The 17,135-nt window shown below is 49.2% G+C and carries 6 tRNA genes and 9 rRNA genes; all 15 read right to left on the reverse strand.

Features of this window, described 5'->3' with window-relative positions:
* The 15 genes from rrf (AC0L66_RS00005) to AC0L66_RS00075 all read right to left on the reverse strand — a co-directional run bounded on the left by rrf (AC0L66_RS00005) (position 1) and on the right by AC0L66_RS00075 (position 16,632).
* A 5S ribosomal RNA gene (rrf, locus tag AC0L66_RS00005) occupies positions 1–116 on the reverse strand.
* Between the two features lie 131 nt (positions 117–247).
* Positions 248–3,137: ribosomal RNA gene (locus tag AC0L66_RS00010) — 23S ribosomal RNA — on the reverse strand.
* A gap of 361 nt (positions 3,138–3,498) precedes the next feature.
* Positions 3,499–3,574 (reverse strand) — tRNA-Val (locus tag AC0L66_RS00015).
* 67 nt (positions 3,575–3,641) lie between these two features.
* A tRNA-Lys gene (locus AC0L66_RS00020) sits at positions 3,642–3,717 on the reverse strand.
* A gap of 2 nt (positions 3,718–3,719) precedes the next feature.
* Positions 3,720–3,795 (reverse strand) — tRNA-Glu (locus AC0L66_RS00025).
* 122 nt (positions 3,796–3,917) lie between these two features.
* Positions 3,918–5,473, reverse strand: a 16S ribosomal RNA gene (locus AC0L66_RS00030).
* A 408-nt stretch (positions 5,474–5,881) separates the two neighbouring features.
* Positions 5,882–5,997: ribosomal RNA gene (gene rrf, locus AC0L66_RS00035) — 5S ribosomal RNA — on the reverse strand.
* 94 nt (positions 5,998–6,091) lie between these two features.
* Positions 6,092–8,981: ribosomal RNA gene (locus AC0L66_RS00040) — 23S ribosomal RNA — on the reverse strand.
* Between the two features lie 317 nt (positions 8,982–9,298).
* Positions 9,299–9,374 (reverse strand) — tRNA-Ala (locus AC0L66_RS00045).
* A 39-nt stretch (positions 9,375–9,413) separates the two neighbouring features.
* Positions 9,414–9,490, reverse strand: a tRNA-Ile gene (locus AC0L66_RS00050).
* A gap of 67 nt (positions 9,491–9,557) precedes the next feature.
* Positions 9,558–11,111 (reverse strand): 16S ribosomal RNA (locus AC0L66_RS00055).
* 407 nt (positions 11,112–11,518) lie between these two features.
* Positions 11,519–11,634 (reverse strand): 5S ribosomal RNA (gene rrf, locus AC0L66_RS00060).
* Positions 11,635–11,727: 93 nt separating this feature from the next.
* Positions 11,728–14,617, reverse strand: a 23S ribosomal RNA gene (locus tag AC0L66_RS00065).
* 316 nt (positions 14,618–14,933) lie between these two features.
* A tRNA-Glu gene (locus AC0L66_RS00070) sits at positions 14,934–15,009 on the reverse strand.
* Between the two features lie 68 nt (positions 15,010–15,077).
* A 16S ribosomal RNA gene (locus AC0L66_RS00075) occupies positions 15,078–16,632 on the reverse strand.
* Together the 16S, 23S and 5S rRNA genes with 6 tRNA genes alongside form the textbook arrangement of a ribosomal RNA operon.
* Positions 16,633–17,135: the final 503 nt, after the last annotated feature.

Here is a 17,135-nt window from a genome sequence, read left to right on the forward strand (position 1 = left end):
GCCTGGCGATGTCCTACTCTCACATGGGGAAACCCCACACTACCATCGGCGCTACTGCATTTCACTTCTGAGTTCGGCATGGGATCAGGTGGGTCTGCAACGCTATGGTCGCCAAGCAAATTCTTCTTTTACTTTCAGCTTTTCATAAAACTGAAGGCAAAATTAATCTGGAAAGCTTAATAAAAGTTCTTAATACACATTCAATCATGTTCTTGCTTTGAGTCCATCAAAACCCTTTGGGTGTTGTATGGTTAAGCCTCACGGGCAATTAGTACAGGTTAGCTCAATGCCTCGCAGCACTTACACACCCTGCCTATCAACGTTCTAGTCTTGAACAACCCTTTAGGACACTTAAAGTGCCAGGGAAGACTCATCTCAGGGCTCGCTTCCCGCTTAGATGCTTTCAGCGGTTATCGATTCCGAACTTAGCTACCGGGCAATGCCATTGGCATGACAACCCGAACACCAGAGGTTCGTCCACTCCGGTCCTCTCGTACTAGGAGCAGCCCCCTTCAATCTTCCAACGCCCACGGCAGATAGGGACCGAACTGTCTCACGACGTTCTAAACCCAGCTCGCGTACCACTTTAAATGGCGAACAGCCATACCCTTGGGACCGACTTCAGCCCCAGGATGTGATGAGCCGACATCGAGGTGCCAAACACCGCCGTCGATATGAACTCTTGGGCGGTATCAGCCTGTTATCCCCGGAGTACCTTTTATCCGTTGAGCGATGGCCCTTCCATTCAGAACCACCGGATCACTATGACCTACTTTCGTACCTGCTCGAATTGTCATTCTCGCAGTCAAGCGGGCTTATGCCATTGCACTAACCACACGATGTCCAACCGTGTTTAGCCCACCTTCGTGCTCCTCCGTTACTCTTTGGGAGGAGACCGCCCCAGTCAAACTACCCACCAGGCACTGTCCGCAATCCCGATTAGGGACCAACGTTAGAACATCAAGCATACAAGGGTGGTATTTCAAGATTGCCTCCACACACACTAGCGTGCATGCTTCAAAGGCTCCCACCTATCCTACACATGTAGGGTCAATGTTCAGTGCCAAGCTGTAGTAAAGGTTCACGGGGTCTTTCCGTCTAGCCGCGGGTACACTGCATCTTCACAGCGATTTCAATTTCACTGAGTCTCGGGTGGAGACAGCGTGGCCATCATTACGCCATTCGTGCAGGTCGGAACTTACCCGACAAGGAATTTCGCTACCTTAGGACCGTTATAGTTACGGCCGCCGTTTACCGGGGCTTCGATCAAGAGCTTCGACCTAAGTCTAACCCCATCAATTAACCTTCCGGCACCGGGCAGGCGTCACACCGTATACGTCATCTTACGATTTTGCACAGTGCTGTGTTTTTAATAAACAGTTGCAGCCACCTGGTATCTGCGACTCCTAGTAGCTCCATCCGCAAGGGACTTCACCGCCAAGAGCGTACCTTCTCCCGAAGTTACGGTACCATTTTGCCTAGTTCCTTCACCCGAGTTCTCTCAAGCGCCTTGGTATTCTCTACCCGACCACCTGTGTCGGTTTGGGGTACGATTTCTTATAATCTGAAGCTTAGAGGCTTTTCCTGGAAGCATGGCATCAATGACTTCACTACCGTAGTAGCTCGACATCGTATCTCAGCGTTAGTAGTGGTCCGGATTTACCTAAACCACCCGCCTACGTACTTGAACCTGGACAACCATCGCCAGGCCCACCTAGCCTTCTCCGTCCCCCCATCGCAATTATAAGAAGTACGGGAATATTAACCCGTTTCCCATCGACTACGCCTTTCGGCCTCGCCTTAGGGGTCGACTTACCCTGCCCCGATTAACGTTGGACAGGAACCCTTGGTCTTCCGGCGAGGAGGTTTTTCACCCCCTTTATCGTTACTCATGTCAGCATTCGCACTTCTGATACCTCCAGCAGACCTTACAGTCCACCTTCAACGGCTTACAGAACGCTCCCCTACCCAATATGATAAATCATATTGCCGCAGCTTCGGTGTATAGCTTAGCCCCGTTACATCTTCCGCGCAGGCCGACTCGACTAGTGAGCTATTACGCTTTCTTTAAATGATGGCTGCTTCTAAGCCAACATCCTAGCTGTCTAAGCCTTCCCACATCGTTTCCCACTTAGCTATACTTTGGGACCTTAGCTGGCGGTCTGGGTTGTTTCCCTCTCCACGACGGACGTTAGCACCCGCCGTGTGTCTCCCGGATATTACTTACTGGTATTCGGAGTTTGCAAAGGGTTGGTAAGTCGGGATGACCCCCTAGCCTTAACAGTGCTCTACCCCCAGTAGTATTCGTCCGAGGCGCTACCTAAATAGCTTTCGGGGAGAACCAGCTATCTCCAGGTTTGATTGGCCTTTCACCCCTAGCCACAAGTCATCCGCTAATTTTTCAACATTAGTCGGTTCGGTCCTCCAGTTGATGTTACTCAACCTTCAACCTGCCCATGGCTAGATCACCTGGTTTCGGGTCTATATCCAGAGACTGAACGCCCAGTTAAGACTCGGTTTCCCTACGGCTCCCCTAAACGGTTAACCTTGCCACTGAATATAAGTCGCTGACCCATTATACAAAAGGTACGCAGTCACCCAACAAGTGGGCTCCTACTGCTTGTACGTACACGGTTTCAGGTTCTATTTCACTCCCCTCACAGGGGTTCTTTTCGCCTTTCCCTCACGGTACTGGTTCACTATCGGTCAGTCAGTAGTATTTAGCCTTGGAGGATGGTCCCCCCATATTCAAACAGGATATCACGTGTCCCGCCTTACTCGTTTTCACTGATTATGATGTGTCGGTTACGGGGCTATCACCCTTTACTGCGGCACTTTCCAGAGCCTTCACCTGCATCATTAAAAGCTTAAGGGCTAGTCCAATTTCGCTCGCCGCTACTTTCGGAATCTCGGTTGATTTCTCTTCCTCGGGGTACTTAGATGTTTCAGTTCCCCCGGTTTGCCTCATTAACCTATGTATTCAGTTAATGATACGTGCTTATGCACGTGGGTTTCCCCATTCGGAAATCCCAGACTCACAGGTTATTACTACCTAATCTGGGCTTATCGCAAGTTATTACGTCCTTCATCGCCTCTGACTGCCAAGGCATCCACCGTGTACGCTTAGTCACTTAACCATACAACCCCAAAAGGTCTTATGTATGGCAAACAACCAAAGTCGCTATCTCATTATTTGAATGAGCGAGATAGCATTCGATTTTGCCGGACTCAAATATAAACCTCACAACCGAAGTTGTGCTGTTTCCAAGAACACTTGAATGTGTGTTGGTACCTACATCTTAAAGACATAGGATTTGAGAACTTTTATTTGAACAACATTAAATCAAATGTTGTTCGTCAGCTTTCCAAATTGTTAAAGAGCTAGTTTCTTTCGAAACGCGTGCTAAAAAGCACTTTCTAACGACTTTCAGAGTCAAAAATGCAAACCAACAACAAGAGTAGTGGTTTGGATTGATACTTCCAAAAATATTTAGAGAGTGGTGGGCGATACCGGGCTCGAACCAGTGACCCCCTCCTTGTAAGGGAGGTGCTCTCCCAACTGAGCTAATCGCCCACATTTAGTTTCTTTTGTCTTCACCTTTCAAAAAGTGAAAATAAAAGCCATTCTTCGTGAGTAAGAATGGTGGGTCGTGCAGGATTCGAACCTGCGACCAATTGATTAAAAGTCAACTGCTCTACCAACTGAGCTAACGACCCAATGGTATCCCGTAGGGGAGTCGAACCCCTGTTACCGCCGTGAAAGGGCGGTGTCCTAGGCCTCTAGACGAACGGGACACTAAGTAGTAAGTGTTGGGCACTTACTGTTTGTTGTTTTCACTTAACAAGTAAAAACAAACACTCTTTTACATCATAAACCTAATCAATCTGTGTGAACACTCATCAAGACAATCTTCGTATAAGGAGGTGATCCAGCCCCAGGTTCCCCTAGGGCTACCTTGTTACGACTTCACCCCAGTCATGAACCACAAAGTGGTGAGCGTCCTCCCGAAGGTTAAACTACCCACTTCTTTTGCAGCCCACTCCCATGGTGTGACGGGCGGTGTGTACAAGGCCCGGGAACGTATTCACCGTGGCATTCTGATCCACGATTACTAGCGATTCCGACTTCATGGAGTCGAGTTGCAGACTCCAATCCGGACTACGACGCACTTTTTGGGATTCGCTCACTATCGCTAGCTTGCTGCCCTCTGTATGCGCCATTGTAGCACGTGTGTAGCCCTACTCGTAAGGGCCATGATGACTTGACGTCGTCCCCACCTTCCTCCGGTTTATCACCTAAGCAGTCTCCCTGGAGTTCCCACCATTACGTGCTGGCAAACAAGGATAAGGGTTGCGCTCGTTGCGGGACTTAACCCAACATTTCACAACACGAGCTGACGACAGCCATGCAGCACCTGTCTTAGAGTTCCCGAAGGCACACCTGCGTCTCCGCTGGCTTCTCTAGATGTCAAGAGTAGGTAAGGTTCTTCGCGTTGCATCGAATTAAACCACATGCTCCACCGCTTGTGCGGGCCCCCGTCAATTCATTTGAGTTTTAATCTTGCGACCGTACTCCCCAGGCGGTCTACTTAACGCGTTAGCTCCGAAAGCCACGGCTCAAGGCCACAACCTCCAAGTAGACATCGTTTACGGCGTGGACTACCAGGGTATCTAATCCTGTTTGCTCCCCACGCTTTCGCATCTGAGTGTCAGTATCTGTCCAGGGGGCCGCCTTCGCCACTGGTATTCCTTCAGATCTCTACGCATTTCACCGCTACACCTGAAATTCTACCCCCCTCTACAGTACTCTAGTCCGCCAGTTTCAAATGCAGTTCCGAGGTTGAGCCTCGGGCTTTCACATCTGACTTAACGAACCACCTGCATGCGCTTTACGCCCAGTAATTCCGATTAACGCTCGCACCCTCCGTATTACCGCGGCTGCTGGCACGGAGTTAGCTAGGTGCTTCTTCTGCAGCTAACGTCAAATCCATACGCTATTAACGTATGAACCTTCCTCACTGCTGAAAGTACTTTACAACCCGAAGGCCTTCTTCATACACGCGGCATGGCTGCATCAGGCTTGCGCCCATTGTGCAATATTCCCCACTGCTGCCTCCCGTAGGAGTCTGGACCGTGTCTCAGTTCCAGTGTGGCTGATCATCCTCTCAGACCAGCTAGGGATCGTCGCCTTGGTGAGCCATTACCTCACCAACTAGCTAATCCCACCTGGGCATATCCTGACGCGAGAGGCCCGAAGGTCCCCCTCTTTGGCCCGAAGGCATTATGCGGTATTAGCCATCGTTTCCAATGGTTATCCCCCACATCAGGGCAATTTCCCAGGCATTACTCACCCGTCCGCCGCTCGACGCCCAACAAATCACCCGAAGGGTCAATGTTGTCGTTTCCGCTCGACTTGCATGTGTTAGGCCTGCCGCCAGCGTTCAATCTGAGCCATGATCAAACTCTTCAATTTAAGATTTTGTCGGCTCAATGAATACTGACTTCAAAACTGTCCCTTACTTAAAAAGTAAGAAGTAATTTTAAAGCTATTATCGTTCCAACAGAACGATAATGAATTTTGACTGTGTGACAGTAAGCGAGCTTACTACCCTTAGGTCACGTGTTCATTGAAAACCATTTTACTTCCGAAGAAGTGGTTCGTTTCTGCTTTGCAGCAGAAGCAAACATAATGATTATCATCAACAAGTGTCCACACAGATTGATATAGGTCTATATTGTTAAAGAGCTTTGCTTTCAATGCCTTAGCACTTAAGCAGGACGCGTATAATACGCTATCTACTTTGAAAGTCAACATAAAACTCTAAGAAAACTTAAAACTTTATGGTGACTTGCTTCTATAAGAAGCAAAGTCGAAATTAAAGCCTGGCGATGTCCTACTCTCACATGGGGAAACCCCACACTACCATCGGCGCTACTGCATTTCACTTCTGAGTTCGGCATGGGATCAGGTGGGTCTGCAACGCTATGGTCGCCAAGCAAATTCTTAAAATTCGGAAAGCTTAATAAAAGTTCTTAATACACATTCAATTATGTTCTTGCTTTGAGTCCATCAAAACCCTTTGGGTGTTGTATGGTTAAGCCTCACGGGCAATTAGTACAGGTTAGCTCAATGCCTCGCAGCACTTACACACCCTGCCTATCAACGTTCTAGTCTTGAACAACCCTTTAGGACACTTAAAGTGCCAGGGAAGACTCATCTCAGGGCTCGCTTCCCGCTTAGATGCTTTCAGCGGTTATCGATTCCGAACTTAGCTACCGGGCAATGCCATTGGCATGACAACCCGAACACCAGAGGTTCGTCCACTCCGGTCCTCTCGTACTAGGAGCAGCCCCCTTCAATCTTCCAACGCCCACGGCAGATAGGGACCGAACTGTCTCACGACGTTCTAAACCCAGCTCGCGTACCACTTTAAATGGCGAACAGCCATACCCTTGGGACCGACTTCAGCCCCAGGATGTGATGAGCCGACATCGAGGTGCCAAACACCGCCGTCGATATGAACTCTTGGGCGGTATCAGCCTGTTATCCCCGGAGTACCTTTTATCCGTTGAGCGATGGCCCTTCCATTCAGAACCACCGGATCACTATGACCTACTTTCGTACCTGCTCGAATTGTCATTCTCGCAGTCAAGCGGGCTTATGCCATTGCACTAACCACACGATGTCCAACCGTGTTTAGCCCACCTTCGTGCTCCTCCGTTACTCTTTGGGAGGAGACCGCCCCAGTCAAACTACCCACCAGGCACTGTCCGCAATCCCGATTAGGGACCAACGTTAGAACATCAAGCATACAAGGGTGGTATTTCAAGATTGCCTCCACACACACTAGCGTGCATGCTTCAAAGGCTCCCACCTATCCTACACATGTAGGGTCAATGTTCAGTGCCAAGCTGTAGTAAAGGTTCACGGGGTCTTTCCGTCTAGCCGCGGGTACACTGCATCTTCACAGCGATTTCAATTTCACTGAGTCTCGGGTGGAGACAGCGTGGCCATCATTACGCCATTCGTGCAGGTCGGAACTTACCCGACAAGGAATTTCGCTACCTTAGGACCGTTATAGTTACGGCCGCCGTTTACCGGGGCTTCGATCAAGAGCTTCGACCTAAGTCTAACCCCATCAATTAACCTTCCGGCACCGGGCAGGCGTCACACCGTATACGTCATCTTACGATTTTGCACAGTGCTGTGTTTTTAATAAACAGTTGCAGCCACCTGGTATCTGCGACTCCTAGTAGCTCCATCCGCAAGGGACTTCACCGCCAAGAGCGTACCTTCTCCCGAAGTTACGGTACCATTTTGCCTAGTTCCTTCACCCGAGTTCTCTCAAGCGCCTTGGTATTCTCTACCCGACCACCTGTGTCGGTTTGGGGTACGATTTCTTATAATCTGAAGCTTAGAGGCTTTTCCTGGAAGCATGGCATCAATGACTTCACTACCGTAGTAGCTCGACATCGTATCTCAGCGTTAGTAGTGGTCCGGATTTACCTAAACCACCCGCCTACGTACTTGAACCTGGACAACCATCGCCAGGCCCACCTAGCCTTCTCCGTCCCCCCATCGCAATTATAAGAAGTACGGGAATATTAACCCGTTTCCCATCGACTACGCCTTTCGGCCTCGCCTTAGGGGTCGACTTACCCTGCCCCGATTAACGTTGGACAGGAACCCTTGGTCTTCCGGCGAGGAGGTTTTTCACCCCCTTTATCGTTACTCATGTCAGCATTCGCACTTCTGATACCTCCAGCAGACCTTACAGTCCACCTTCAACGGCTTACAGAACGCTCCCCTACCCAATATGATAAATCATATTGCCGCAGCTTCGGTGTATAGCTTAGCCCCGTTACATCTTCCGCGCAGGCCGACTCGACTAGTGAGCTATTACGCTTTCTTTAAATGATGGCTGCTTCTAAGCCAACATCCTAGCTGTCTAAGCCTTCCCACATCGTTTCCCACTTAGCTATACTTTGGGACCTTAGCTGGCGGTCTGGGTTGTTTCCCTCTCCACGACGGACGTTAGCACCCGCCGTGTGTCTCCCGGATATTACTTACTGGTATTCGGAGTTTGCAAAGGGTTGGTAAGTCGGGATGACCCCCTAGCCTTAACAGTGCTCTACCCCCAGTAGTATTCGTCCGAGGCGCTACCTAAATAGCTTTCGGGGAGAACCAGCTATCTCCAGGTTTGATTGGCCTTTCACCCCTAGCCACAAGTCATCCGCTAATTTTTCAACATTAGTCGGTTCGGTCCTCCAGTTGATGTTACTCAACCTTCAACCTGCCCATGGCTAGATCACCTGGTTTCGGGTCTATATCCAGAGACTGAACGCCCAGTTAAGACTCGGTTTCCCTACGGCTCCCCTAAACGGTTAACCTTGCCACTGAATATAAGTCGCTGACCCATTATACAAAAGGTACGCAGTCACCCAACAAGTGGGCTCCTACTGCTTGTACGTACACGGTTTCAGGTTCTATTTCACTCCCCTCACAGGGGTTCTTTTCGCCTTTCCCTCACGGTACTGGTTCACTATCGGTCAGTCAGTAGTATTTAGCCTTGGAGGATGGTCCCCCCATATTCAAACAGGATATCACGTGTCCCGCCTTACTCGTTTTCACTGATTATGATGTGTCGGTTACGGGGCTATCACCCTTTACTGCGGCACTTTCCAGAGCCTTCACCTGCATCATTAAAAGCTTAAGGGCTAATCCAATTTCGCTCGCCGCTACTTTCGGAATCTCGGTTGATTTCTCTTCCTCGGGGTACTTAGATGTTTCAGTTCCCCCGGTTTGCCTCATTAACCTATGTATTCAGTTAATGATACGTGCTTATGCACGTGGGTTTCCCCATTCGGAAATCCCAGACTCACAGGTTATTACTACCTAATCTGGGCTTATCGCAAGTTATTACGTCCTTCATCGCCTCTGACTGCCAAGGCATCCACCGTGTACGCTTAGTCACTTAACCATACAACCCCAAAAGGTCTTATGTATGGCAAACAACCAAAGTCGCTATCTCATTATTTGAATGAGCGAGATAGCATTCGATTTTGCCGGACTCAAATATAAACGTCACAACCGAAGTTGTGCTGTTTCCAAGAACACTTGAATGTGTGTTGGTACCTACATCTTAAAGACATAGGATTTGAGAACTTTTATTTGAACAACATTAAATCAAATGTTGTTCGTCAGCTTTCCAAATTGTTAAAGAGCATGTGTTACTTAAACAGTAACCATTTTTAAATACTTTCAAGAGACTTTCTATTTAAAGAAAATACTTAAAGATGGTGGAGCTATGCGGGATCGAACCGCAGACCTCCTGCGTGCAAGGCAGGCGCTCTCCCAGCTGAGCTATAGCCCCATCTGTGTCGATATCGTACCGTATCTCCTAAGGAGATAGTGGTGGGTCTGAGTGGACTTGAACCACCGACCTCCCGCTTATCAGGCGAGCGCTCTAACCAGCTGAGCTACAGACCCAATATCGTCTCTTTTACTTTATAAACCTAATCAATCTGTGTGAACACTCATCAAGACAATCTTCGTATAAGGAGGTGATCCAGCCCCAGGTTCCCCTAGGGCTACCTTGTTACGACTTCACCCCAGTCATGAACCACAAAGTGGTGAGCGTCCTCCCGAAGGTTAAACTACCCACTTCTTTTGCAGCCCACTCCCATGGTGTGACGGGCGGTGTGTACAAGGCCCGGGAACGTATTCACCGTGGCATTCTGATCCACGATTACTAGCGATTCCGACTTCATGGAGTCGAGTTGCAGACTCCAATCCGGACTACGACGCACTTTTTGGGATTCGCTCACTATCGCTAGCTTGCTGCCCTCTGTATGCGCCATTGTAGCACGTGTGTAGCCCTACTCGTAAGGGCCATGATGACTTGACGTCGTCCCCACCTTCCTCCGGTTTATCACCGAGCAGTCTCCCTGGAGTTCCCACCATTATGTGCTGGCAAACAAGGATAAGGGTTGCGCTCGTTGCGGGACTTAACCCAACATTTCACAACACGAGCTGACGACAGCCATGCAGCACCTGTCTTAGAGTTCCCGAAGGCACACCTGCGTCTCCGCTGGCTTCTCTAGATGTCAAGAGTAGGTAAGGTTCTTCGCGTTGCATCGAATTAAACCACATGCTCCACCGCTTGTGCGGGCCCCCGTCAATTCATTTGAGTTTTAATCTTGCGACCGTACTCCCCAGGCGGTCTACTTAACGCGTTAGCTCCGAAAGCCACGGCTCAAGGCCACAACCTCCAAGTAGACATCGTTTACGGCGTGGACTACCAGGGTATCTAATCCTGTTTGCTCCCCACGCTTTCGCATCTGAGTGTCAGTATCTGTCCAGGGGGCCGCCTTCGCCACTGGTATTCCTTCAGATCTCTACGCATTTCACCGCTACACCTGAAATTCTACCCCCTCTACAGTACTCTAGTCCGCCAGTTTCAAATGCAGTTCCGAGGTTGAGCCTCGGGCTTTCACATCTGACTTAACGAACCACCTGCATGCGCTTTACGCCCAGTAATTCCGATTAACGCTCGCACCCTCCGTATTACCGCGGCTGCTGGCACGGAGTTAGCTTAGTGCTTCTTCTGCAGCTAACGTCAAATCCATACGCTATTAACGCATGAACCTTCCTCACTGCTGAAAGTACTTTACAACCCGAAGGCCTTCTTCATACACGCGGCATGGCTGCATCAGGCTTGCGCCCATTGTGCAATATTCCCCACTGCTGCCTCCCGTAGGAGTCTGGACCGTGTCTCAGTTCCAGTGTGGCTGATCATCCTCTCAGACCAGCTAGGGATCGTCGCCTTGGTGAGCCATTACCTCACCAACTAGCTAATCCCACCTGGGCATATCCTGACGCGAGAGGCCCGAAGGTCCCCCTCTTTGGCCCGAAGGCATTATGCGGTATTAGCCATCGTTTCCAATGGTTATCCCCCACATCAGGGCAATTTCCCAGGCATTACTCACCCGTCCGCCGCTCGACGCCCAACAAATCACCCGAAGGGTCAATGTTGTCGTTTCCGCTCGACTTGCATGTGTTAGGCCTGCCGCCAGCGTTCAATCTGAGCCATGATCAAACTCTTCAATTTAAGATTTTGTCGGCTCAATGAATACTGACTTCAAAACTGTCCCTTACTTAAAAAGTAAGAAGTAATTTTAAAGCTATTATCGTTCCAACAGAACGATAATGAATTTTGACTGTGTGACAGTAAGCGAGCTTACTACCCTTAGGTCACGTGTTCATTGAAAACCATTTTACTTCCGAAGAAGTGGTTCGTTTCTACTTTGCAGCAGAAGCAAACATAATGATTATCATCAACAAGTGTCCACACAGATTGATATAGGTCTATATTGTTAAAGAGCTTTGCTTTCAATGCCTTAGCACCTAAGCAGGACGCGTATAATACGCTATCTACTTTGAAAGTCAACATAATATTCTAAGTATTTGCTTAAAAACTATGTTGACTCGTCTCAATTGAGACAAGTCGATATTAAAGCCTGGCGATGTCCTACTCTCACATGGGGAAACCCCACACTACCATCGGCGCTACTGCATTTCACTTCTGAGTTCGGCATGGGATCAGGTGGGTCTGCAACGCTATGGTCGCCAAGCAAATTCTTAAAATTCGGAAAGCTTAATAAAAGTTCTTAATACACATTCAATCTGTTCTTGCTTTGAGTCCATCAAAACCCTTTGGGTGTTGTATGGTTAAGCCTCACGGGCAATTAGTACAGGTTAGCTCAATGCCTCGCAGCACTTACACACCCTGCCTATCAACGTTCTAGTCTTGAACAACCCTTTAGGACACTTAAAGTGCCAGGGAAGACTCATCTCAGGGCTCGCTTCCCGCTTAGATGCTTTCAGCGGTTATCGATTCCGAACTTAGCTACCGGGCAATGCCATTGGCATGACAACCCGAACACCAGAGGTTCGTCCACTCCGGTCCTCTCGTACTAGGAGCAGCCCCCTTCAATCTTCCAACGCCCACGGCAGATAGGGACCGAACTGTCTCACGACGTTCTAAACCCAGCTCGCGTACCACTTTAAATGGCGAACAGCCATACCCTTGGGACCGACTTCAGCCCCAGGATGTGATGAGCCGACATCGAGGTGCCAAACACCGCCGTCGATATGAACTCTTGGGCGGTATCAGCCTGTTATCCCCGGAGTACCTTTTATCCGTTGAGCGATGGCCCTTCCATTCAGAACCACCGGATCACTATGACCTACTTTCGTACCTGCTCGAATTGTCATTCTCGCAGTCAAGCGGGCTTATGCCATTGCACTAACCACACGATGTCCAACCGTGTTTAGCCCACCTTCGTGCTCCTCCGTTACTCTTTGGGAGGAGACCGCCCCAGTCAAACTACCCACCAGGCACTGTCCGCAATCCCGATTAGGGACCAACGTTAGAACATCAAGCATACAAGGGTGGTATTTCAAGATTGCCTCCACACACACTAGCGTGCATGCTTCAAAGGCTCCCACCTATCCTACACATGTAGGGTCAATGTTCAGTGCCAAGCTGTAGTAAAGGTTCACGGGGTCTTTCCGTCTAGCCGCGGGTACACTGCATCTTCACAGCGATTTCAATTTCACTGAGTCTCGGGTGGAGACAGCGTGGCCATCATTACGCCATTCGTGCAGGTCGGAACTTACCCGACAAGGAATTTCGCTACCTTAGGACCGTTATAGTTACGGCCGCCGTTTACCGGGGCTTCGATCAAGAGCTTCGACCTAAGTCTAACCCCATCAATTAACCTTCCGGCACCGGGCAGGCGTCACACCGTATACGTCATCTTACGATTTTGCACAGTGCTGTGTTTTTAATAAACAGTTGCAGCCACCTGGTATCTGCGACTCCTAGTAGCTCCATCCGCAAGGGACTTCACCGCCAAGAGCGTACCTTCTCCCGAAGTTACGGTACCATTTTGCCTAGTTCCTTCACCCGAGTTCTCTCAAGCGCCTTGGTATTCTCTACCCGACCACCTGTGTCGGTTTGGGGTACGATTTCTTATAATCTGAAGCTTAGAGGCTTTTCCTGGAAGCATGGCATCAATGACTTCACTACCGTAGTAGCTCGACATCGTATCTCAGCGTTAGTAGTGGTCCGGATTTACCTAAACCACCCGCCTACGTACTTGAACCTGGACAACCATCGCCAGGCCCACCTAGCCTTCTCCGTCCCCCCATCGCAATTATAAGAAGTACGGGAATATTAACCCGTTTCCCATCGACTACGCCTTTCGGCCTCGCCTTAGGGGTCGACTTACCCTGCCCCGATTAACGTTGGACAGGAACCCTTGGTCTTCCGGCGAGGAGGTTTTTCACCCCCTTTATCGTTACTCATGTCAGCATTCGCACTTCTGATACCTCCAGCAGACCTTACAGTCCACCTTCAACGGCTTACAGAACGCTCCCCTACCCAATATGATAAATCATATTGCCGCAGCTTCGGTGTATAGCTTAGCCCCGTTACATCTTCCGCGCAGGCCGACTCGACTAGTGAGCTATTACGCTTTCTTTAAATGATGGCTGCTTCTAAGCCAACATCCTAGCTGTCTAAGCCTTCCCACATCGTTTCCCACTTAGCTATACTTTGGGACCTTAGCTGGCGGTCTGGGTTGTTTCCCTCTCCACGACGGACGTTAGCACCCGCCGTGTGTCTCCCGGATATTACTTACTGGTATTCGGAGTTTGCAAAGGGTTGGTAAGTCGGGATGACCCCCTAGCCTTAACAGTGCTCTACCCCCAGTAGTATTCGTCCGAGGCGCTACCTAAATAGCTTTCGGGGAGAACCAGCTATCTCCAGGTTTGATTGGCCTTTCACCCCTAGCCACAAGTCATCCGCTAATTTTTCAACATTAGTCGGTTCGGTCCTCCAGTTGATGTTACTCAACCTTCAACCTGCCCATGGCTAGATCACCTGGTTTCGGGTCTATATCCAGAGACTGAACGCCCAGTTAAGACTCGGTTTCCCTACGGCTCCCCTAAACGGTTAACCTTGCCACTGAATATAAGTCGCTGACCCATTATACAAAAGGTACGCAGTCACCCAACAAGTGGGCTCCTACTGCTTGTACGTACACGGTTTCAGGTTCTATTTCACTCCCCTCACAGGGGTTCTTTTCGCCTTTCCCTCACGGTACTGGTTCACTATCGGTCAGTCAGTAGTATTTAGCCTTGGAGGATGGTCCCCCCATATTCAAACAGGATATCACGTGTCCCGCCTTACTCGTTTTCACTGATTATGATGTGTCGGTTACGGGGCTATCACCCTTTACTGCGGCACTTTCCAGAGCCTTCACCTGCATCATTAAAAGCTTAAGGGCTAGTCCAATTTCGCTCGCCGCTACTTTCGGAATCTCGGTTGATTTCTCTTCCTCGGGGTACTTAGATGTTTCAGTTCCCCCGGTTTGCTTCATTAACCTATGTATTCAGTTAATGATACGTGCTTATGCACGTGGGTTTCCCCATTCGGAAATCCCAGACTCACAGGTTATTACTACCTAATCTGGGCTTATCGCAAGTTATTACGTCCTTCATCGCCTCTGACTGCCAAGGCATCCACCGTGTACGCTTAGTCACTTAACCATACAACCCCAAAAGGTCTTATGTATGGCAAACAACCAAAGTCGCTATCTCATTATTTGAATGAGCGAGATAGCATTCGATTTTGCCGGACTCAAATATAAACCTCACAACCGAAGTTGTGCTGTTTCCAAGAACACTTGAATGTGTGTTGGTACCTACATCTTAAAGACATAGGATTTGAGAACTTTTATTTGAACAACATTAAATCAAATGTTGTTCGTCAGCTTTCCAAATTGTTAAAGAGCATGTGTTACTTAAACAGTAACCATTTTTAAAGACTCTCGTTTCTAGTAAACGAAATAAGAACACTTATAAATGGTATCCCGTAGGGGAGTCGAACCCCTGTTACCGCCGTGAAAGGGCGGTGTCCTAGGCCTCTAGACGAACGGGACATAGGTGTGTCTTTAATCTTTTTAAACCTAATCAATCTGTGTGAACACTCATCAAGACAATCTTCGTATAAGGAGGTGATCCAGCCCCAGGTTCCCCTAGGGCTACCTTGTTACGACTTCACCCCAGTCATGAACCACAAAGTGGTGAGCGTCCTCCCGAAGGTTAAACTACCCACTTCTTTTGCAGCCCACTCCCATGGTGTGACGGGCGGTGTGTACAAGGCCCGGGAACGTATTCACCGTGGCATTCTGATCCACGATTACTAGCGATTCCGACTTCATGGAGTCGAGTTGCAGACTCCAATCCGGACTACGACGCACTTTTTGGGATTCGCTCACTATCGCTAGCTTGCTGCCCTCTGTATGCGCCATTGTAGCACGTGTGTAGCCCTACTCGTAAGGGCCATGATGACTTGACGTCGTCCCCACCTTCCTCCGGTTTATCACCTAAGCAGTCTCCCTGGAGTTCCCACCATTACGTGCTGGCAAACAAGGATAAGGGTTGCGCTCGTTGCGGGACTTAACCCAACATTTCACAACACGAGCTGACGACAGCCATGCAGCACCTGTCTTAGAGTTCCCGAAGGCACACCTGCGTCTCCGCTGGCTTCTCTAGATGTCAAGAGTAGGTAAGGTTCTTCGCGTTGCATCGAATTAAACCACATGCTCCACCGCTTGTGCGGGCCCCCGTCAATTCATTTGAGTTTTAATCTTGCGACCGTACTCCCCAGGCGGTCTACTTAACGCGTTAGCTCCGAAAGCCACGGCTCAAGGCCACAACCTCCAAGTAGACATCGTTTACGGCGTGGACTACCAGGGTATCTAATCCTGTTTGCTCCCCACGCTTTCGCATCTGAGTGTCAGTATCTGTCCAGGGGGCCGCCTTCGCCACTGGTATTCCTTCAGATCTCTACGCATTTCACCGCTACACCTGAAATTCTACCCCCTCTACAGTACTCTAGTCCGCCAGTTTCAAATGCAGTTCCGAGGTTGAGCCTCGGGCTTTCACATCTGACTTAACGAACCACCTGCATGCGCTTTACGCCCAGTAATTCCGATTAACGCTCGCACCCTCCGTATTACCGCGGCTGCTGGCACGGAGTTAGTCTGGTGCTTCTTCTGCAGCTAACGTCAAATCCATACGCTATTAACGTATGAACCTTCCTCACTGCTGAAAGTACTTTACAACCCGAAGGCCTTCTTCATACACGCGGCATGGCTGCATCAGGCTTGCGCCCATTGTGCAATATTCCCCACTGCTGCCTCCCGTAGGAGTCTGGACCGTGTCTCAGTTCCAGTGTGGCTGATCATCCTCTCAGACCAGCTAGGGATCGTCGCCTTGGTGAGCCATTACCTCACCAACTAGCTAATCCCACCTGGGCATATCCTGACGCGAGAGGCCCGAAGGTCCCCCTCTTTGGCCCGAAGGCATTATGCGGTATTAGCCATCGTTTCCAATGGTTATCCCCCACATCAGGGCAATTTCCCAGGCATTACTCACCCGTCCGCCGCTCGACGCCCAACAAATCACCCGAAGGGTCAATGTTGTCGTTTCCGCTCGACTTGCATGTGTTAGGCCTGCCGCCAGCGTTCAATCTGAGCCATGATCAAACTCTTCAATTTAAGATTTTGTCGGCTCAATGAATACTGACTTCAAAACTGTCCCTTACTTAAAAAGTAAGAAGTAATTTTAAAGCTATTATCGTTCCAACAGAACGATAATGAATTTTGACTGTGTGACAGTAAGCGAGCTTACTACCCTTAGGTCACGTGTTCATTGAAAACCATTTTACTTCCTAAGAAGTGGTTCGTTTCTGCTTTGCAGCAGAAGCAAACATAATGATTATCATCAACAAGTGTCCACACAGATTGATATAGGTCTAAATTTTTAAAGAACATTTCTAACGTCTTCGTCGCTTAGCGTCTCGTCGTTAGGGGTGCGTATCTTACGCTTCCCGACTGGAGAGTCAAGATGTTTTTTCAAACTTTCTTTTCTACTCCAAACCGACTCGCCAATGTGACTTTCGTCTCACTCCGTGTCGGTGAGGCGGCATTATAGAGATCACTCAACTGATGACAAGTGTTTTTTCCAAATTAATTATTGTTTGCTCAAAATGCCATCAAGA

The sequence above is a fragment of the Vibrio sp. GJ43-1 genome (assembly GCF_055808835.1).